We start from the raw sequence: 18,488 nt of genomic DNA on the forward strand, positions 1-18,488 counted from the left end.
CCGCGAACAGGGAAATCACGCACCCGTCCACGGCTCCTGAACGGGCCAAAACTTTCATACCGTCGTTGGTAGATGGCCTCGTCGCGGGCGGTCGCCCGCCACGGCTGAGCGGCGTGCAGCGCGACGCCCAGCTCGGGCGCGCGGCGGTCGAGAGTGACGCACGTGAAGTCGATGCCGCCGTCGGCGGCGCAGTGACTGAGCCAGACGCCGTGCGGGGTCGATGATTTCGGCGGGCAGGGCGGGGCTGCATTGGGCCTGGACGGAGACGCTGATCCACTCGTTCGTCGTTGCGGCGTGCCCGCTCGTGACCACGTCGAAGAGGAGGTAGTCGAGGAACACCTCCGGAAAGTTGATTTCGATGCAGAGTGCAGGCCCAAACCGGTAGCCGCCAATGTCGATAGTGGTGGAGGCGGTGCCGGGAGCGTAGTAGTCGGTGATCTCGCTGTGGGAGAGGTAGCGCTTGTCGTAGTGGTCGACGATGTCGCCTCGGTCGGATAGGGCGTAGGGCTGTTGTGGGGGCGGTGCCCGCTGCTGAGGCGGTGGTTGCTGTGCAGGATGACCCACAGGCCGAGGTCGGCGGCAAGGGGACGGATGACGTCCAGTTCGTGGCGCACGGTTGCCATATCGACGTCCCAGCCTGCATAGCGTTGCCTGCCTTGTCCGTCGTGGCCGGACGGGGCACCTTCGGGGAAGTTCATCAGGCGGGTGTCTTGTGCGTGGGCATGGCGTATCAGGTCGCGGATCGCCGCGCCGTGGACCGCTGGGTCGCAGGTCACCGGCGGCTGCGCTGCAATGATCGTCAGTCTTCCGGCGTGGTCGATCCCGGCATCTGTGTGGGCGCTGCTGGTCATCGGTACTTCCTCCGGGAAGGGGCCTGCGGCGTGGCGCGTCGGTGGCGGGCATTGGGGGGTTGTCTCGATTCGAGGCCTGACCGGGAGTGGGTTATCAGAGGTCGAGTTGGTAGGGGAGGCAGCCGCCTCGGGGCAGCGGCGCGGTGGGCTGGCCGGTCACCAGCTCAAGGTGCGAGTGGGGAAGGCCCGACGACAGTGTTGCCGTGCGGCGTGGGTCCGTGTGCGGCGTCAAGGAGCCACGGCTGCGGCGGCGGCTGTTTGGTCGGTTCGCGGGCGCAGCGGTGGCAGCGTCGTGGGCAAGGCGTCTGCGGTGTGGCGCTGGTGAGGCCGCTGGCGTGCAGGATGGTGGCGACAGTCTGCTCGAAGGTGCTCGTCTCGGGGATGACCGTCTCGCCGGGAAAGCCAAGCAGGTCGCGGTGGCTGTACCACTGGCGCATCTCGTTGGCGGTAAACGGGATGGGCTCGGATCGGCTGAGGTGGCGGCGGACAGTCTCTTCGAAAGACACATCGATATAGAAGACGGCGACCGGCCCACGGTGGTTGTTGATGAGCTGATATAACGCCTCGGCGTACCGTTCGGTGTGCAGGATGCCTTCCAGGATGACGTGGTAGCCCAGGTCGAGGGCAGTGCGCGCGGTGGCGGTGATGAACGCCGGTGCGACCGGGTCGATGTGAGCGCTGTCGTGTTCCCTGAGAACAGTTCGGCGCAGGTAGTCCTGCTCCAGCAGGGCGACCCCACGCCCATAGCGGCGGCGAGCCTCCCGGGCGGCGGTTGTCTTCCCGCTGCCCGAGTTTCCGCGCACGATCACGAGGGCGGGGTCGGTGCTCATGTGGGGCTTCCGGGGGTGGTCCAGGTGATCGCGGTGGTGGTGTGGTGGCGGGCGGCGAGTAGGCACGGCTGTTGGGTGAGTGGCGGGATCGTCCCGTTCGGGTAGACGGCGATGTGTGGGCCGGGGCCGTGGCGGTGGTGGCGGTCCCAGGCGGTGATGAGGTCGAGCATGTGTTGGGTGAGCGGGGCGGCGTGGGGTCCGTAGCCGCGGGCGCCGAACTGCCAGGTGGTGTCGTCGAGTTTGCGGATGGTCAGGTAGGCGATGCTGTCGCTGGTGAGGAGGGCGGGGCAGGCGACCCAGTTCTGCGGGTTCATGTCCGCCGCGCGGTGGCGGTCGGCGGCGAGTAGCCCGCAGGGGTGGGGTTGGCTGGCCAGCCACAGATACAGCGAGTCGAAGGGTGTCGCGGGCGGAGTGGTCACCGGCGACCAGGCGTCAACCGGTGTCCCGTTCAGGGCGGCGGTCAGGGCGCCGAAATCCAGGGCCCGGGTATCGAGGTCGTCGACGCGTAGGGTGACGTCATCGCCGCGCAGGGATTGCCGGTTGGCGGGGTGGGCGCTGGCGCCTTGCATGGGTACGAAGCCGCAGACGAACGCGTCGGTGGCGGTGAAGTGCTCGTTGTCGCGGGTGAGGGTGAGGCATCGAGTGTTGCCGCGCATCCGTAGTGGCACGACGAGGGCACCGTCGGGGGCGAGTTGGTCGGTCCAGGCGGGTGGGATGTCGCTGGCTTCGACGGTGACAAGGATCGCGTCGTACGGTGCGGCGGCGGGACAGCCGTTCTCCGCGTCCGCCGTGGCGACCTGGACGTGCGGGTAGCCGGCGGTGTCAAGGGCGCGGCGGGCGTGAGCTATGATGTCGGGGTCGATGTCGATGCTGGTGACCCTCCCGTACGGGCCGACAACCTCGGCGATCAGCGCGGCGTTGTAGCCCCCGGAGCCGATCTCCAGCACTCGCGCGCCGGGGCGTAGGCGGGCGGCGTGCAGCATCACGGCTTGCAGCCACGGCGCGGAGATCGAACTCGTCGCGCGTCCATCCGGGCCGCGTTTGGTGATGACCACGTCATCGGCGTACGCGGCGTCGACGCTGACACCGTCGGGCGCGAAAAGATGTCGTGGCACCCGGCGAAACGCCGCCTCCACCGATGGTGACGTGATCCCACCGTCGGCGAGTAGCCGGTCGACGAGCCGGGCACGAGCCTCGTCGGCAGGACTGGTGTCGAGCGCGGAACCAGCCATGATCTGACCTCCATCGGTGGGCGTCAGCGCGGGGATGCGCGCGGCGACGATATCGGGCGCATGCGACAAATTGGGTAGATCGCTGGATCCTGCACAGCCACTTCTGCCCTGGAAAGCATCGGGGCTTCGCTGAGCGGCCTCTCGACCGGCCTGGGTCCTCGTCTCAGGCGGTGCTTGAGTAGGCGACGTTGCGTAGGCTCTGCTGGCCCAGCCGCACTCTCGGCTTTGGCCGTGGGCCGATAAGCGGACGTCTATGACTCCCACTCGGAGTTCCTTGAGGCGGGCTGAGCGGAGCCGCCGCTCAGTCAAGCCAGCAGAGTGTTGCGATGTAGGTCCGCACCGTCGCACGCACCTCGGACCCTCGGTCGGGAACTACGCACCATGGTGGGTTGACATGCTCCGGAGAGCGTCGAGAGTCGCCAGGCAGTTTTGATTGACTGGGGCGGAAGGGTCTAGCCGCTGCGCTGGCAGTCCGGGCAAATCTGACTCGGCGTCCATCGCCTCCGAGAATGCTTGTAGGTACTTCCGGTATCTCGGCGTCACGGTCTGAGACGATTCGATGCGCGGCAAGGCGACATCGAGTGCTGCACCGGCGCTGAGTTCGACCGCCATGCAGGACTGGGCGACCTGGAGTACTCGGACAGCGTCGGCGAGAAGTGCCCGGACGGGTCCAAGCTCTCCGCATTGCTCTCCGGCGTGCGCGCAGGCGGAGGCGTAGACGGTCTTCGGCCCCCGGTCAACCAGATGCACGTGAGGTTGCCCTTCGTTCTCCCCACGGAGATTGTTGACCCGGTCGGCCATCGCGGTCACGAGTGCTACGGCAACGTTCAGTCCGCTGTTGCTCGTCACCCAGGGGCCGAACTGTTCGGGGGCGGTGATGGGTGCGAGGTATCGCCAGAGCGGCTCTGCGATGTATGCCTGTGTGCCGGCGTAGGTGAGTGCGTCGGCGAGGTGCCGGATGAGGGTGGACTTTCCGCTGCCATCGATCCCGTCGACGAAGAGGATCATGGCTGGACGGGCTCTTCAACGAGTCGTTGTGCTGCCATGAGGGCGTTCGGTACGTGCGCGGCGAGCCGTTCTGCCGGTTCGATTTCGCTGGCGCCGGCACGGCGGTAGGCGTCGTAGTCGCTCAGCAGCGTGCTCAGCTGACCGTCGGAGTTACGCAGGGCTTCCGCCACCTCGGGAAGCCGTAGGGACGCGTTCGGATCCCGGTGCGTGACTAGCAGTCGGGCGGCGTTCGACAGTACGGACAGAACCCGGCGCGCGTCCTCGCGTCCGGATGCGGGATCGCGGCCCGAGGTGGGACGGACGAGGGCGAATTCGCGCAGCGCGGCAATGTCGCCGGCGAGATCAGTGACTTCCGCGGTGACGGTGGATGCGGGGGCGAGGCCTGTGATCACGGCGGTGTCGAGCCCGACTCGGCGCAGCACAGCACGCATCTTCATGTCGTACAGGTCGCCGCGTTGGCGAGCGTCGCGTCCGTGGGCGTCGGCCAGGCGCAGCGACGCCCGCTGACCGTAGCGGCGCGAGACCTTGGCGACGGTCTCGTCGAGCTTCGTCGCCGCTGGTGAAGTCGCGGGCAGGTTCCAGGCGACGAAGTCGACATCGCTCCAGCCGTCGACGAAGTCGCCGCGTGCGGCGGATCCGCACAGCCCTACCCCGGCTTCCGGGTACCCGGCGAGGGCGGCCTGAGCCTCTGCTGCCACCTGGGTGACCAGGTGGCTGAGGTCTTGGCTGAACGGCAAGGGCCGGGCGGCGCGCCACGCGATCACGGCGAGAGCACGATCAAGTACCTGCTGGAACTGGGCGTGACTGGCAGCCTGTCGAGCGGCGGGGGCGTCGAGCCAGCGGGCTTCGACGAAGCCTTCGTCTTCGGCCGGGGTGGTGGCGGTGGTCGTAGCCGTGAAGAGGAACCAGTCGACGGTCTTCGCAGCGGGTGCGCCGTCGTTGTCGGTGAACGTGTACGCCTCCTGCCCGAGGTACGCGCTGAAGTGCGTGTCGGCCAGGCCGGCTTCCTCGGCCACTTCCCGCTGGGCTGCCCGAAGCGGTGCTTCGCCCCGTTCCAGGCGGCCTTTCGGAGCGACGGTCTGTCGTTCGCCGGTCTTGCGGACCTGATCGAGGAGCAGGAAATCCGGGGCACTCAGGCTGCCGGTCGTGACGACGGCACCGGCGGAGGCGTATCGACGGATCATGGCGTGGTGCCTCCCGGGGCTGTCTGGATGGAGTCGAACGCGTCGCGCAGACGAGTCCTGAAGGTGACGATGTCGGCGCTGTTGTCGATCCAGTGGTCGGTGATGACGCGCCAGGTGGGGAGCTGTTCGTGTACTCGCTTGCGGTCGTCCTTGCTGCGGATTATTCGCCGAGCCTGAGCGGCACTTATCCCTCTTGCCTCGGCCAGGCGCCTGACTCGTACGGGCAGCGGTGCGGTGATGAACATGATCGCGCATCGCGCTGGCCACGTCCGCTTCACGGTGGTGGCGAGGGCGACGTCAATGAAGCTTTCGACTGCCAGCGGCGTTTCGCCGCTGCTTTCGAGCAATTTGGCGATGAACTCGTCATGCTCGAAACCCTCCCGCGTCCGCACGCCCTCGTGGTACGTCTCCCGTCCCGAGGCGAGTCGTACAAGGACTGTCCGGATTTTGACCCGATGGGCGCCCAGCGCGGCCAGGTACTCGCCGGCGCTCGATTTTCCCGCCTCGCTGGTGCCGGCAAGCAGCAACATCGGGGGAGTGGTATGGGGTGGTCGCATCAGTTTGCTTCCGCTATCCGGCGAATCGCCGATGTGACGCTCGCGGGCAGATCATGTGGTCGGCCGATGCCGAGGCGGATGATCGGAACAGTGGCCAGCATGTCGAGGGTTCTCTCGTCCCGGCTGGCTCCGTCGAGGCTGTCACCGATGTTGACATCGTCAGGCGAGGAGAAGATAGAGACGTGATCGAGCCTTGGGTCGCGCAGCTTGGCTTCATGATCGGTCACGGCGGCACGCAGTAGGTTACGGCCTGCGAGGCCAGCTGACTCGCGTAACTCGCCCGCTCGAAGGCCGTGATCCGGAATGACGATGAGGGTCAGCGGCACTGGCCGGCTCTCGTTCAGCGCTGCAGCGGGAAGATCCTCTGGATAGAGGAGACGCGTGGCGGCGCGGGGAACCAGCAGAGGTGCCATGTCGGCTCGTAGATGCCAGGGCAGAGTGGGCATCGGCACGACGCAGGGCTGACCACCGCGAAAGACGGTGAAGGCGAACTCGTCGACAATGAGACTGCCTCCACGCGCGGCGATGCCTAACGCCAGAGAGGTCTTGCCCTGGCCGCGGCCGCCGTCCAGCACTCCGATGGCGGACCTTCCCCCGTCGGTGGTCACCGCGCTGCCGTGCAGAAGTGCCAGCTCCCCACCGCTCATGGCCGCCATGGACCGAGCCGCAGCCTGCAGTGTCCCGATCTCCAAGGTGGCCTGACAGCCGGACCCAGTCGCAGCGAGTTCGAGCAGGACTTCACCAACGTGCGGGTTGACGGTCAACCGGGTCCGCCGCCCACCGCGCACGTGCATGACCTGGGTCGCCACCGTCGTCGTGTGGTCTTCAAGGGTGAGCCGGGCGACGAAATGCCGCAGCGACGGAGGCGCCGACTCCGCGAGGCGCATCTCCAGCGCGCGGTTGTCGATTCTCAGAAGTCTCATCGTTACTCCGGAGGCTTGCGGAGGACAAGCCACATGGAGTACCGACGGTGCCTGCCGCGTAACGGGGGCGACGGTGTCGAGAGGACACCGTCATCGGAGGTCACCGTCGCGTGCTTCCGGATGCCGCAGGCCGCCGTGAGGAGGTACAGCTCGCGAGAGGTGGTGAGGTGGGCAAAGCCGGGAGACGCAGCGCTGGCCTTGTTGGCGAGATAGATGATGTCGCGGGCGGGCAACGGCCGTGACCCGGTGCGACCCTGGCCATGCCATCGGGCGGCGCGTGCAGACAGATCCAGGATGTTGGCAATGCGGACAAGCCAGAACCTGCCGGCGTAGTGCCAGTTGAACGTCTCCACGAGGACGGTGCCGCCCGGGGCGCACACCCGCCACAGTTCGCTCAGGGCCTCCAATCGCTCCGCCTCGGTTGCCAGCGCGTTGAACGAGAAGCGGAGACACCACACCTGGTCGAAGCTGTCGGCTGGTAGCGGTAGTGCATTCATGCTGCCGTGCACGAAAGTGCCGTTCGGGCATCCGGCACGGGCCGCGGCCAAGGCCGCCTCGTTGATGTCGACGCCGACGATGCTGCCGCCGAGACGGCTGATCGCCCGTGTCACGCGACCTGCGCCGCACCCTACGTCGAGGATCCGCGTGCCGACGCCGAACTTGTGGTAGAGCCTCTCTTCACACCGGCGTAGCGGTGCGGTGCTGTAGAACGACGTCTCACCCGCGTAGTGCACCTGGTTCAACGCGCGGATCATGGCGCCGTAGTCGATCTCAGTGACTCCGCCGTGGGTTGTCGTCATTCTCCAACCCTCACTGCCATAGTCGCCGGATTGAATGCTGGAGATGCGGACGGAATGGTTGTCCGCATGCCCCGTTTCCACGGGCGTCCGTACCCTCATCGACGCGCGCATGGTCGATGGTGGTTGCGCCCCACTGGTCGGCGAGTGACCCTATGCGTGCGTGATGTCTGCGTGGCTTGATGGTGATCGGAAACAACGGCCTGAGGAGGCGGTGTCATGGGCCAGACCCCGCGAGAACTCGAGCCGTCCCTGTCCGAGCGCCACTTCTTCGGCGCTGAGCTACGTCGGTTGCGGGAGCAGGCCAACCTTTCGCAGGCACGGCTGGGCGCCATGATCCGCTTCAGTGCCGACCTAGTTCGTCGGGTCGAGACGGCAGACCGTTTCCCGTCTCGGGAGTTCGTCGAGGCCTGCGACAAGGCGATGGCGACTGACGGTGCCTTGATGCGGCTGCTACCGCTGCTCGAGAAGAGGCGGAACAGGGAGGGCAAGCCTGCAACCGCCTCGCCGGGCAGCCAAATCGGTGTCAGCAGCCTCGTGCCGTCGCCAGCGTCGGCGTCGTTGGCTGACATGGTCATCCGGGTTCCGTTCCAGCCAGGTGTCCTCGACCGCGCTGCCCTGGACTGGCTGAACACTCCGGCCGCTCACCCTCGGCCCGTGACCCAACGATCCAGTTCGCCTGACGGGGTCACCGAGGAGACGCTCTTCTCCGCCGAGACCGCCCTCGCGATGTTTCGGCAGCTGGACCACACCCACGGCGCCGGACGAGTCCATGCCCAGGTGCAGCGATACGTCGAAGGCGAGCTGAACCGGCTGCTCGCGAACAGCCCCGCCTCGGAGGCCATCGGCCGGCGCCTCTACACGCTCGCGGCGGGGTTCTTCGAGCTGTGCGGCTACCAGGCCGTTGACACCGGCGCCCATGGTCTCGCCCAGCGCCGCTACCTACGCGCACTGAGGCTGACACAGGCCGCCGACGACCGCCTCTACGGCAGCTACCTGCTCGCCGTCAACATCGGCCACCTGGCGCTGCACTGCGGTTACGCCGAACCGGCGCTACGGATGACGCTCACGGCGGTAAGAGGAAGTGAAACCCAGGCGACGCCAGCCGTGTGTGCCGCACTGCACGCCGTGGTAGCACGCGCGCACGCCCGCCTCGGACACGAACGCGACTGCCTGGCCCACCTCGACGTCGCAGAGAGGCAACTGGGCCACAGCAGGCCCGATGATGAACCGACCTGGATCCGCTACCTCACCCCGGCGTATTTGGCTGATGAGATCGCGCACTGCTTTCACGATTTGGGCAGACCACAGCAAACCCAACGGCACCTGAGTGACGCTCTCGCCGCGCTGAGCCCCACCCACGTCCGCCGAGTCGCTATCGACACCGCACTCCTGGCGTCGTCGCTGGCTGCCGCCGGACACATCGATGAAGCGTGCGCGACCGCTCGGGAAGCGGTGGATCACGCCGCGAGGACCTCCTCGCACCGCTGCTTGCAGCGCATCGTCGAGGTGCAGGCCGACCTTGAGCCCTACCGGTGCGAACCGGAGGTTCGCGAGTTCGGCGAGTACGTCCGGCATCAGCTGCCGCTAGCAGCGGTGTGAATCGTTCGCCGCGGCCGTCATCACCGCGCGGTAGTGAGCCAGTTCCGCCTCCAACGCCGTGCCCGCCTCTGCAGACGTCGCCACGTAGTGACCGACATCGGGAAGAAGCAGCAGTTGGTGGGGCACATCGCGAGCCGCCAACTGGCCGGCGAGTACTCGGACGTCCTCGACCACGGCCACGTCATCGGCGGTGCCGTGAATGAACAGCACAGGTCGTTGGACGGCGGCGGCCCGGACCCGTCCGGCACCGCCGCGCAGCCGCAGGGCATGTGCACGCTGGAACCGTGGCACAGTCTCTGCCCACCGATCTGGATCGACGATCGCTGACACGGCAGTGGCAGCGGCGAACGGGCCATTCTGCGCAACCGCGTGCAGCGCGGTGTATCCCCCAGCGCTGGCGCCACGAACGAAAATCCGGCCCGGTATCGCCCGTCCTGCCGACAAGAGGTGGGTCGCCACTGTCGTGCAGTCATCGACGTCATCCAAACCCCACCGGCCATACAGGGATTCGCGAAAGGCGCGGCCGTAGCCGGTGCTGCCGAGGTAGTCGACGTCTACGACGGCGAACCCTCGGCTGGTGAAGAATTGCGCCTGCCAGTCCAGGCGTAGCAGGCAGGAGGCGGTCGGCCCAGGGTGGGCCCGAACGATCACGGGTGCCCGCCAGTCCGCCGTCGAGCCCGTCGGCGGATACACGAGGGCCAACACCTCGCGGCCACCTGCAGCCTGGACCCGTAGCTCCGTTGGCGTCGACACCGGGGCTCCGGAGAGTGCGGCGTGCTCTGATTTTGCGAGCACCTCCACCCGCGGATTGCCATCAGCCAGGTGCACCAACGCGACCTGCGGCGCAGCCGTCGGCGACGAGCCGATCAAACCGACGGTCGTTCCTTGCGCGGCCAGGTAGGGCTTGATCGATGTGTACGGGAGATCGACAGGGCAAACCGAGCCCCGAGGGTCGATGACGACCAGTCGGTGCCGAGGGCCTTCCTGTACCGCCACGACGATCCGTCCATCGTCAAGAAAGTCATAGGACGCGTAGCCCAGTTCCCACGGCTCCGCGGCGCACTCACCCGCGATAGGCGCCACCGCCTCGACGTTGTGGCCATCCCACCGGAACAGGTTCCACCAGCCGCCGCGATCCGACACGAAGTACAACGCTCCGTCGGGCCCCCACCTGGGCTCAACCACCGACTCGCCCCGGCCGCCGGCAACCTTTACCGGGCTCTCGATGTGCCCCTGAGGCGAATACGAGGCGACCCACAGCTCACAGGCGTCCCAGGGCATGTCGCGCTCGCCCCAAGCGGACCAGGCCAACAAGCCCGGCCCCGGTCGAGGCGCACTCAGGAAAGCCCTGTTCGCGACGAGAGTGCGCAGCCGCGGTGAGCCGGTGAGCGGCACCGCAACCAGTTCGTCTCCACGCTCTGTCTCCCGCACCGCTAGCAGCTCACCGTCGCCGACGGTCAGGTCTCCCACCGATACCGGACTGACCAGTCCGAGTTCGTCGCTATGACGACGACTCCGGTAAAGGCCACCTGCACCGACGCACCAATGGGCCCCCTGCGCGACAGCGAACGATCCGCCACCGTATGCGTGAACGTCGTTGGTGACGTCGAAACCTTCGGGGCTGATGTCACGCGTGCCCTCGTCCCGTCTCCAGCGGGTCAGAGTCGCGACACCACCGGCGTCGGGACGAGTCTCCAGCCAATACAGCGAGCCGTCCAAGGCGCGGAGCTGGTCATAGCTCACAGAGGCGCGGATGGCGTCCGCCACCGAGACCGCGGCGATGCTATCCGCCAATCTCACGGGCGCCTCCCTGAACAAACTCTGTGCCGTAGCCACCGCCAGCGGCCCTCGTCAACCGGCGTCCGCGTGGCGACGGACACCAGAGGCTCCCGAGGCCCCCGCATTGCGGACCTCATGCGAGACCTCGCGTGGGGCCGACTGTACGCCCAAACCCTCCAGCCCTTCCGCTTAGTGCCCTGTCCCAGCTGCCCATCGGTCGGGCCCCTACTTGGACCGCAACTTTGATGCGGACAACTGCCTCCGTCCGCATTGCCGGTATCGACCGCGCATTCAATCCGAGCGACCATTCCCCAGGCGGATGGGTTACTCGGTCATCGATGCTCGGCTGAAAGATCGCGAGCTTCTGACCGGGCGCGACGCAATTAGAGGGGTTAGCGCGGGATGGCTATCGCCAGGGCACTAGCCCGGCACCTGCGGGTTCCGGGACTGGCTTTATCTGCTGGCGGTCGCCGTCTGTCAGCAGCTACTTGCATTTCGTTGAAGGAGGCGCGTTCCTCATGCCGTCCGCAGTAATCCGTCCGACCGCCTCGCGCCTGATATTCGGGCAAAAGTTGGGGCGCTGGCTAGCTACTCGGGCAGCCGCCGCGTGGACTCGTGCCCCGTCATGGACGCGCGAGGGGGCCACGCGGTCCGGCGCGAGTGGCGCAACGGCAGCTCTGAGCACGGAAGGGCGGTGGCCGTGCTCGCCACATGGAGGTATAGCAGTGCGTGTCAAATGGTTCGTCCCCGCCAGGGAGCAACCGTTCAACCCGTTCGGTATCGACCGCGAGGGCTCGGCCACGCGTTACGCCGGCCGTGGAGGATCCGTGCTCGGTGGCCAGGGCGGCGATGACGGCGTATCGCCAACCGACCTGGCCCGGCGCAATCGAGCGTTCTGGGCGAACCTCGGCCCGCCGGCCCCGGCCAGGGGCCGTCGCTGCTGGTGGCGGCTGCGGGGGCGTGGGCGTGTATAGCAGCCGTCAGCCGCTGCCCGGGGTAGCGGCGGGCACGCCGATGCGGCTCCAACCGGATGAATGGTCGTACGGCCGTGATCTCACCCCCGGCACGGCGGTGGCCGTCACGGTGGTAAGCGTCCGTGATCTGCCGAACCGTGGCGACGAGTGGGTGTGGGTGCTGGGCCACCGGCCCGAGTGCGAGTACCCGCACGTCGACCGGCATCCGCCGTGCATGGAGGTACGGGTCGCCATCGCGGCGCTACGCCGTCAGGTGTCCGCGTCCTGACCGAGGAAGGCGATCGCCCGGTAGATCGCTTCGAGTCCGCGCGTAACACGGTGCTTCAGCACCGCGACGGCGGCACCTGCTTCCACTGCCAGGACGACGGATGCGGGCAACACGCCTGGGCGGTTGAGGAACTCGCTCGCCATCCGGGTGGCCGTGTGCTTCTCCGGCAGCTCGGTCTTTCGACCCCCGTTGACCCATCGATTCAGGAAGGCCAGCCGCGGTGAACCCCACACCTCACGGCGCCGCCGACGAACACATCCCGCCCGTACGTGAGTACGCCGAACTGGTGGAGCCGACCCGGCCGGTACGGGCCGTCGGTAGTGCCGCCGCGCACACCAGCACCCGTCTTGCGGACGAGTTCTTCTACCTGGCGCACGACGACCAGACCGGCCGCCCCCGCCTGTTCGACTCCGCGACGGCCCACGGCCTGGCCGCCGCGTTGCTGGCCGAGCTGTACGGGGAAGGCCGGATCACCTTCAAGGGCCGGCACGTGCGGGTGACCAACGCCTTCCCGCCGAAGGATTGGCTGCAGCATCTGGTCCTCGACCGGCTGGTCGCCGAACCGCGCCATACCGCGACCCGGACGTGGTTGGCGTTTCTCGGTACGACCGCCTACGAGCAGGTGGCCACCCGCATGTGGCAGCTCGGACTCCTCCAAACCCACCAGGTTGGCCGGCTGTGGCGCCAACGCACTGTCTACGTCCCCACTGACATGAACACCGCCGCCTGGTCGTGGGCTCGGCTGTCCTTCCAACTCCGCAACTACCAGCAGCTCAACGCTTTCGACACGGCCCTCGCTGGTCTGGCGATGCACACCCAGCTCGATCCGATCCTGCTCGACGGCACACCCCTCGCCGTCCGCGCGTTTCTGCGTCAGCAGGTCGAGCAGGCGCACCCGCCGCTGCGGGATCTCCTGGCTGATCTTGGTGCCGTCGTCGGCGGTGCCGTGCTGAGCCACCGCACCACCTGAACCACCGCGCCTGCTGAGCGCGGCCCATCCCCACCACCCCTTTCGCTGAGAGAGAGCCGATGCCTCACTCGAAACCTGACACCGTGTCCGCCGTCCTCGCGCGTGGGCGGCTCGGCATCCCGTCGGTGGTGTTTTTCGTCATCGCCGCCGCCGCACCGCTCACCGTCGTCGCGGGCGGCGCGACCACCGGCTACGCGGTCACCGGCGTGACTGGCATCCCCGTGTCCTACCTGGTCGTCGCGGCCGTGCTCGCCCTGTTCGCGGTCGGCTACGTGGCCATGTCCCGGCGGATCGTCAACGCGGGTGCCTTCTACACGTACGTCACCCGTGGCCTCGGCCGCCCGGCGGGTGTCGGCGCCGCCATGGTCGCGCTGCTGGCCTATAACGCGATGCAGATCGGGCTCTACGGCGGGGCCGGCGCCGTCACGGCCCAGTTCCTGAACGACCGGTACGGTTTCGCCCTCACCTGGTGGATGTGCGCCCTCGCCGTGTGGGCCGTCGTCGCGGTGCTCGGGGTCGCCCGGATCGACCTCAACGGGCGCGTTCTCGCCGTGGTGCTCGTCGCCGAATGCGCTGTCGCGCTGATCTTCGATGCCGTCATGGTGACCCACCCGGCCGACGGTCAGGTCAGCTTCGACACCCTTGCCCCGTCGCACGTGTTCGCCGCCGGTATCGGCGCGGCGCTGGTCACCGCGATCACCGGGTTCGTCGGCTTCGAAGGAACCGTCGTGTTCTCCGAGGAGACGAAGGACCCGAAGCGCACCATCGCCCGCGCCACGTACATCGCAGTGGCCGTGACCGGCCTGCTGTATGGGCTGTCGGCCTGGGCGATGTCCGTGGCCACGGGCCCGGACCGCATCGTGGAGGCCGCGCGTACCGACGGCACTGATTTGATCTTCAACCTGGTGTCCCCGTACCTGGCCGACAGCATCATCACCGTCGCCCGGATCCTGTTCATCACCAGTCTGTTCGCCGCGCTGCTCAGCTTTCACCACACGGTGGCCCGGTACCTGTTCGCGCTCGGCCGGGAACGGGTGCTGCCCGCCGTGTTCGGCCGCACCAGCCGCCGCACGGGCGCACCCAAGGTCGGCTCTCTCGTCCAGAGCGGCCTCGCGCTCGCCGTGCTCGTCGGCTACGCCCTCGCCGGGGCGGACCCGATCGTGCACCTGTTCTTCTGGATCACCGTCACCGGCGGCCTCGGCGTGCTGATCCTGATGACCGTCACCTCCGCCGCTGTGATCGGCTTCTTCGCTCGAACCACCCACGCCGAAGGACCGTGGCGGTCGCTGATAGCGCCCCTTGGTGCCACGCTCGCGCTGGGCGGGATCCTCACCGTCACGCTGCGCGAGTTCGACACCCTGCTCGGCGTCGCACCCGACTCGCCGCTGCGCTGGGCGTTTCCCGCCGCCTACGCCGCTGCGGCACTGCTCGGCATTGGGTGGGCGCTGGTCCTGCGCGCCACTAACCCCGACGTCTACGCGGCCGTCGGCTTGGGCGCGGACAGCGACACCGGGCCCCTGCGCGCCCCCGACACCGTTCGCCAACCAGCCTGACCATCCAGGAGATGTCGTGAACAACAGCGTCACCGTCCGGCCCGCGACGCGCACCGACGCCGGCCCGCTGATCGCCGTACTCGCCGAAGCGTTCCACGAAGGACCCCTCGCCGACTGGCTCATCCCCGATCCCGACGACCGCCGCACCGTCTACTACCGCTACTTCCGCGACGCCCTCCACCATGGCCTGCAACACGGCGAGGTCTACACCACCGGCGACCAGTCCGCCGTCGGCATCTGGTATCCCCGCCTCGAACCCCTCCAGGCCAGCAGCTCCGAGGAACGACTCAACGCGCTGGAGGCCATCGCCGGCACCTACGCGCCGAAGTTCATGCTCCTGGAAGAGATGTTCGACGCCTTCCACCCCGAGGAGCCACACCACTACCTCGCCTACCTCGCCGTCGACCCGCAACACCATAACCGCGGCATCGGCGCCGCCCTGCTCACCGACCACCACCGCCGCCTCGACCAGTTCGGCCTGCCCGCGTACCTGGAAGCCAGCAACATGCGCAACCGGCGCTTCTACCTCCGCCACGACTACACCGCCGGCCCCACCATCGTCCTGCCCACGGACGGGCCGATCATCTGGCGCATGTGGCGCGGCGCCCCGCATGCCAACGGCCGAACCCCGTTCCCACCCACCAGAGCACACCAGCCGACCTGGTGAACCCCGCCGCTGTGGCCGCGCCCATCCGGCCCGCGCAACCCGCGGGAGGCAGGGGCCGGATGGGTGGAGGCTTATTCGTCCGGCGGCTTCAGCGTCTGCCCAGGTGACCGCTTGGCGAGGCGTCGGACGGATCGGGCTCTAGCGGTGATCCGCCGCCAGAGGGGAAGTCGTCGGTCCTGTCCTGGCACGCCGACGCCGAGGTGATCACGGATGCGTTGGAGGTCGTCGTCGCTGACCGGGTCGGTGTCGGAGATGGCGACGTCGGCCTCCGACGCGCGGGATTTCTCTGGGGCCTTGGCGCTGCCGACGTACCGGGGCTCGCGCAGGACAATGCGGTTCCACTGTTGTTCCCATCGCGCGAGGTCGGCTGTTTCGCCACCGCATTGACCGACGATGGACAGCACCACGGGCAGGGTCGGCTCGGCGCGACCGGTGAGCAACTCCCATTCGGGGGTGCCCGAGCGCTCTGCGTTCCACGCGGTGGATTTCTGCCGCCAGCTCCTGATGTCCATGCGTTTGTCGGCTATGAGGTCCAGCAGCGCCGCGATGATGTCGTGGACCGTCTTCGCCTTGGTGAGGCTGTGGGGGCATGCCAGGAGCGGCTCGGTACGGGTGAAGGTGACGACGGCCTGCTCGTCGTCGGCGGCGACCCGCGGCGCGAGCACGACCGTCTCGACTTTCGGCAGTTGCGCCGAAACGTCGCCCGACGTGGGGGTGGGCGTGTTGCCTCGCTCGCGGTGGAGCTGCTTGGCGATCTTGTGCAGAGTGCGGCACTGGCTGCGGTCCTCCTCGGTGACCACGCCTCCGCACAGTTCCACCGCCCGCAGGAACTGCTCCACGCAGGGCCAGCCGCGGTAGGTGCCGTCGGCCATCGTGGACAGCGTGTTTGGTTTGACGTGGACCTGCTTGGCCATGCGGGCGTACGGGATATCTCCCTTGAGCGCGCGCAGCTTCAAGGCCAGCTGCTTGGCCGGTTTGCGGTCGCTGATCGGCTTCATGCGTCGCCCCATTGCGACTACCCCTGGTCAAGCCTGCGGCGGCAGGGCCGCCAGATACGAGCGGAGAGTGCGGCTGGGTAGCATCGCCGAGCGGGTCGCCTGCACGGCGACACCGGTGACCGCCGCCGATGTCAGAACGCACGCCTCCACCGCGAAGCCGAGCAGGAGCATGGCCAGAGCCAGTCCGTAGGTGCCCAGGACGAGCAGCACCACGATCAGCGTGCGGTTGTGCCGAGCTCGGCCGTCGAGGTGAGGTAGACAGGTGCCAGCGGCCACGACAGGGTCCTTTTCACGAGAGGACGCCCCGAGGCTCATATGAGCCTCGGGGCGCCCGAGCGGGTTCAGGCTGGCGGCGGCCTTGGTTGGATCGCGAGCCGACTGTCACCAGCTCCACGCTCGGCCGTACGCCTGTCTGAAGCCTATGCACTCACTGCGTCAGACCCGCGCATCTGCGCTGTCCAGAATGGTCAAAGATTTTTCAATTGATCTAGGAGATTGATCAACTCGTCCCCTGAGGGTCTCGCCCGGCAGTCAGCCGATCGGCGTGAAATTTGTCAAAATCCTCCGCGTGGTGTGGCGGTTACCGCTACCGACGCGTTGTACTTGTCATATCGCCCGCCGATGCAACCGAACAACTACGTTCGGTGAGATTGTGGGCCGGTTGCTCCCCGACTCGGTCCGAAAGGGTTCAGGCGAGCGGGGTGGGGGTCTCCCGCTGTCACGGAAGACCCCCTGAAGTCCGCCGCTCGGCGGTGGGGGCACTAACCGCCCCCGCCGCCAGCGGCGGACGGGAGTGAGGCCGTCAGCTCCCAGGAGCTCGCAGCCCCTCATAGTGCTGGCACTCTACTTTGCGCAGTCAAACGATCGCCACAGCGTAATAATTCATGTTCAGGCTCGGAAACCGCTGAACCCGGTCGCCCCGACTCGCGATATCCCATACGCCCGGCGTATCGCATACTGACAGTCAGAGCGTGTTTGAGAGGGACTTGATCAGGTCCAGATGAAGGTGCGCTTTGCCTGCCGTCGGCTGACCGGCCGCGGGTGATACGGCGGGTCATGCCGGCTATGGCGGCCCACCTGACGATGCCTTTAGAGATTTCAGGGTGGCGTTCGTAGTCGCGGGCCAGCCGGCGGCTGGCGGTGAGCCACGCTGGACCTGCCGGCGTACGAGTTCTGATGCAGAGTCAGGTGCGCAAACATGCACAGCTCAGGGGTGCCCGACGCGGGCTTGAGCTTCCCCCGGTTTCCTGGACGGCTCTGTCAAACGAACGGCTCTGTCTCCTCCGTGGAAGCCTGAACAACCGTGCTATAGAACAAGCTGTGGCAGATCTACCCAAGGGCATGTTGTTGATCTAGGAACCCCTGGTGGACACGGTAACCTCAGGAGGTTCCGAACCGAGAAATGCGGATCAGATGAACAAAACGGGCCACAGGTGGCTTGAGGGCGCATCGTCGCATGGCTATCTCTGCTGCTCGCGTGCCGCTGCGCCCGGCCATCGCGCCGGGCGAGGATCGCAACACGGTGTCGATCGCGAGCCGGTAGAGCTGCGTCGGCCGGGCTGCGCCCGGCCATCGCGCCGGGCGAGGATCGCAACAGGAGGTCCCACTCGGCCGTCATCGAGTCGATGACCAGGCTGCGCCCGGCCATCGCGCCGGGCGAGGATCGCAACCTGTCCCTGCTGGACGGCACGCCGACCGTGCTGCTCGGCTGCGCCCGGCCATCGCGCCGGGCGAGGATCGCAACTCCGGACCCGGCGGGGCTGATGACGGCCGGCTTAAACGGCTGCGCCCGGCCATCGCGCCGGGCGAGGATCGCAACGTTCATCCGGATCTCGCTCAGCGCGGCTGCGCTCGGGCGCTGCGCCCGGCCATCGCGCCGGGCGAGGATCGCAACCGCCCGGTGCGAGCGGATGGAGGCCGCGCAGACCGGGCGCTGCGCCCGGCCATCGCGCCGGGCGAGGATCGCAACAGCAGGGCTTGCGCCCGGCCGACCGGCTTGCCCTTGCGCTGCGCCCGGCCATCGCGCCGGGCGAGGATCGCAACTCCATGCCGTCGCGGTCCCTGCACCGACAGATGTGGGGCGCTGCGCCCGGCCATCGCGCCGGGCGAGGATCGCAACCACGTCCGCCCACCATCCGGCGTGTGCAGCTCACACGAGCTGCGCCCGGCCATCGCGCCGGGCGAGGATCGCAACACCGCGGCCCTGCGCGCGACCGGTGCCCGGGGCCCGGCGCTGCGCCCGGCCATCGCGCCGGGCGAGGATCGCAACACCGCAAGCTCGACGGCATGTGGACC

The 18,488-nt window shown here is 67.8% G+C and carries 16 protein-coding genes, 1 pseudogene and 1 CRISPR repeat array; of the genes and pseudogenes, 5 read left to right on the forward strand and 12 right to left on the reverse strand.

The features are described from left to right. The 8 genes and pseudogenes from AB0M52_RS13740 to AB0M52_RS13775 form a co-directional block, all read right to left on the reverse strand. Positions 1 to 851: pseudogene (locus tag AB0M52_RS13740) on the reverse strand (hypothetical protein); the annotation flags it as partial. A 164-nt stretch (positions 852 to 1,015) separates the two neighbouring features. Beyond that, positions 1,016 to 1,681 (reverse strand): AAA family ATPase, encoded by a 666-nt coding sequence (locus tag AB0M52_RS13745; protein ID WP_363953020.1) that lies wholly within the window; start codon positions 1,679 to 1,681, stop codon positions 1,016 to 1,018. Then, a complete protein-coding gene (gene fxlM, locus AB0M52_RS13750) occupies positions 1,678 to 2,913 on the reverse strand; it encodes a methyltransferase, FxLD system (RefSeq protein ID WP_363953022.1) in 1,236 nt (411 codons plus the stop codon). Before fxlM ends, AB0M52_RS13745 begins: the two co-directional genes overlap by 4 nt. Positions 2,914 to 3,285: 372 nt before the next feature. Next, a complete protein-coding gene (locus tag AB0M52_RS13755) occupies positions 3,286 to 3,921 on the reverse strand; it encodes a hypothetical protein (protein WP_363953024.1) in 636 nt (211 codons plus the stop codon). Beyond that, the gene (locus tag AB0M52_RS13760) at positions 3,918 to 5,105 is read right to left on the reverse strand and encodes an NUDIX domain-containing protein (protein WP_363953026.1); all 1,188 of its coding nucleotides are present in this window, start codon (positions 5,103 to 5,105) and stop codon (positions 3,918 to 3,920) included. The genes AB0M52_RS13755 and AB0M52_RS13760 overlap by 4 nt, the downstream gene beginning before the upstream one ends. Continuing rightward, a complete protein-coding gene (locus AB0M52_RS13765; RefSeq protein WP_363953028.1) occupies positions 5,102 to 5,635 on the reverse strand; it encodes a hypothetical protein in 534 nt (177 codons plus the stop codon). The genes AB0M52_RS13760 and AB0M52_RS13765 overlap by 4 nt, the downstream gene beginning before the upstream one ends. A 26-nt stretch (positions 5,636 to 5,661) precedes the next feature. Continuing rightward, on the reverse strand, positions 5,662 to 6,585 hold the full coding sequence (locus tag AB0M52_RS13770; RefSeq protein WP_363953030.1) for a hypothetical protein: 924 nt from the start codon (positions 6,583 to 6,585) through the stop codon (positions 5,662 to 5,664). A 2-nt stretch (positions 6,586 to 6,587) separates the two neighbouring features. Then, on the reverse strand, positions 6,588 to 7,385 hold the full coding sequence (locus AB0M52_RS13775; RefSeq protein ID WP_363953032.1) for a methyltransferase domain-containing protein: 798 nt from the start codon (positions 7,383 to 7,385) through the stop codon (positions 6,588 to 6,590). Positions 7,386 to 7,601: 216 nt separating this feature from the next. Between AB0M52_RS13775 and AB0M52_RS13780 the strand changes: the two genes are divergently transcribed. Next, positions 7,602 to 8,984 (forward strand): helix-turn-helix transcriptional regulator, encoded by a 1,383-nt coding sequence (locus AB0M52_RS13780; RefSeq protein WP_363953034.1) that lies wholly within the window; start codon positions 7,602 to 7,604, stop codon positions 8,982 to 8,984. On the opposite strand, the gene AB0M52_RS13785 is transcribed toward AB0M52_RS13780, so the two are convergent. Further along, positions 8,970 to 10,136, reverse strand: coding sequence for a prolyl oligopeptidase family serine peptidase (locus tag AB0M52_RS13785; protein ID WP_363953050.1), 1,167 nt, complete (start codon positions 10,134 to 10,136; stop codon positions 8,970 to 8,972). The two genes, AB0M52_RS13780 and AB0M52_RS13785, sit on opposite strands and share 15 nt — an antisense overlap. Positions 10,137 to 11,729: 1,593 nt before the next feature. Between AB0M52_RS13785 and AB0M52_RS13790 the strand changes: the two genes are divergently transcribed. Further along, a complete protein-coding gene (locus tag AB0M52_RS13790; protein ID WP_363953036.1) occupies positions 11,730 to 12,005 on the forward strand; it encodes a hypothetical protein in 276 nt (91 codons plus the stop codon). Here AB0M52_RS13790 and AB0M52_RS13795 read toward each other — a convergent pair. Next, complete coding sequence (locus AB0M52_RS13795; protein WP_363953038.1) at positions 11,987 to 12,148, reverse strand: hypothetical protein; 162 nt, start codon at positions 12,146 to 12,148, stop codon at positions 11,987 to 11,989. The two genes, AB0M52_RS13790 and AB0M52_RS13795, sit on opposite strands and share 19 nt — an antisense overlap. 77 nt (positions 12,149 to 12,225) lie before the next feature. Between AB0M52_RS13795 and AB0M52_RS13800 the strand changes: the two genes are divergently transcribed. From AB0M52_RS13800 to AB0M52_RS13810, 3 genes are read left to right on the forward strand one after another with little or no spacing between them, the layout of a single operon-like run. Continuing rightward, positions 12,226 to 12,975 carry a GPP34 family phosphoprotein gene (locus AB0M52_RS13800; protein WP_363953040.1) on the forward strand — a complete coding sequence of 250 codons (750 nt, stop codon included), beginning with the start codon at positions 12,226 to 12,228 and terminating at the stop codon, positions 12,973 to 12,975. Between the two features lie 59 nt (positions 12,976 to 13,034). Continuing rightward, the gene (locus tag AB0M52_RS13805; RefSeq protein ID WP_363953042.1) at positions 13,035 to 14,528 is read left to right on the forward strand and encodes an APC family permease; all 1,494 of its coding nucleotides are present in this window, start codon (positions 13,035 to 13,037) and stop codon (positions 14,526 to 14,528) included. Between the two features lie 16 nt (positions 14,529 to 14,544). Next, positions 14,545 to 15,195, forward strand: coding sequence for a GNAT family N-acetyltransferase (locus AB0M52_RS13810; RefSeq protein ID WP_363953044.1), 651 nt, complete (start codon positions 14,545 to 14,547; stop codon positions 15,193 to 15,195). A gap of 71 nt (positions 15,196 to 15,266) precedes the next feature. Here AB0M52_RS13810 and AB0M52_RS13815 read toward each other — a convergent pair whose 3' ends face one another. Then, positions 15,267 to 16,193, reverse strand: coding sequence for a hypothetical protein (locus AB0M52_RS13815; RefSeq protein ID WP_363953046.1), 927 nt, complete (start codon positions 16,191 to 16,193; stop codon positions 15,267 to 15,269). A gap of 27 nt (positions 16,194 to 16,220) precedes the next feature. Next, a complete protein-coding gene (locus AB0M52_RS13820; protein WP_363953048.1) occupies positions 16,221 to 16,469 on the reverse strand; it encodes a hypothetical protein in 249 nt (82 codons plus the stop codon). A 1,206-nt stretch (positions 16,470 to 17,675) separates the two neighbouring features. Then, positions 17,676 to 18,462: direct repeats of the CRISPR family, unit length 37 nt; unit sequence GCTGCGCCCGGCCATCGCGCCGGGCGAGGATCGCAAC. Positions 18,463 to 18,488: the final 26 nt, after the last annotated feature.

Origin of the sequence: Micromonospora sp. NPDC051296 (assembly GCF_040682255.1) — a bacterium.
Taxonomy (GTDB): domain Bacteria; phylum Actinomycetota; class Actinomycetes; order Mycobacteriales; family Micromonosporaceae; genus Micromonospora; species Micromonospora craterilacus.

Excerpts from the sequence above, each read along its gene's own strand:
- AB0M52_RS13775 (WP_363953032.1), bottom strand. The coding sequence starts at position 7,385 with ATGACGACAACCCACGGCGGAGTCACTGAGATCGACTACGGCGCCATG.
- AB0M52_RS13755 (WP_363953024.1), bottom strand. The coding sequence starts at position 3,921 with ATGATCCTCTTCGTCGACGGGATCGATGGCAGCGGAAAGTCCACCCTC.
- AB0M52_RS13760 (WP_363953026.1), bottom strand. The coding sequence starts at position 5,105 with ATGATCCGTCGATACGCCTCCGCCGGTGCCGTCGTCACGACCGGCAGC.
- AB0M52_RS13770 (WP_363953030.1), bottom strand. The coding sequence starts at position 6,585 with ATGAGACTTCTGAGAATCGACAACCGCGCGCTGGAGATGCGCCTCGCG.
- AB0M52_RS13780 (WP_363953034.1), top strand. The coding sequence starts at position 7,602 with ATGGGCCAGACCCCGCGAGAACTCGAGCCGTCCCTGTCCGAGCGCCAC.
- AB0M52_RS13745 (WP_363953020.1), bottom strand. The coding sequence starts at position 1,681 with ATGAGCACCGACCCCGCCCTCGTGATCGTGCGCGGAAACTCGGGCAGC.
- AB0M52_RS13815 (WP_363953046.1), bottom strand. The coding sequence starts at position 16,193 with ATGAAGCCGATCAGCGACCGCAAACCGGCCAAGCAGCTGGCCTTGAAG.
- AB0M52_RS13805 (WP_363953042.1), top strand. The coding sequence starts at position 13,035 with ATGCCTCACTCGAAACCTGACACCGTGTCCGCCGTCCTCGCGCGTGGG.
- AB0M52_RS13765 (WP_363953028.1), bottom strand. The coding sequence starts at position 5,635 with ATGTTGCTGCTTGCCGGCACCAGCGAGGCGGGAAAATCGAGCGCCGGC.
- AB0M52_RS13795 (WP_363953038.1), bottom strand. The coding sequence starts at position 12,148 with ATGGCGAGCGAGTTCCTCAACCGCCCAGGCGTGTTGCCCGCATCCGTC.
- fxlM (WP_363953022.1), bottom strand. The coding sequence starts at position 2,913 with ATGGCTGGTTCCGCGCTCGACACCAGTCCTGCCGACGAGGCTCGTGCC.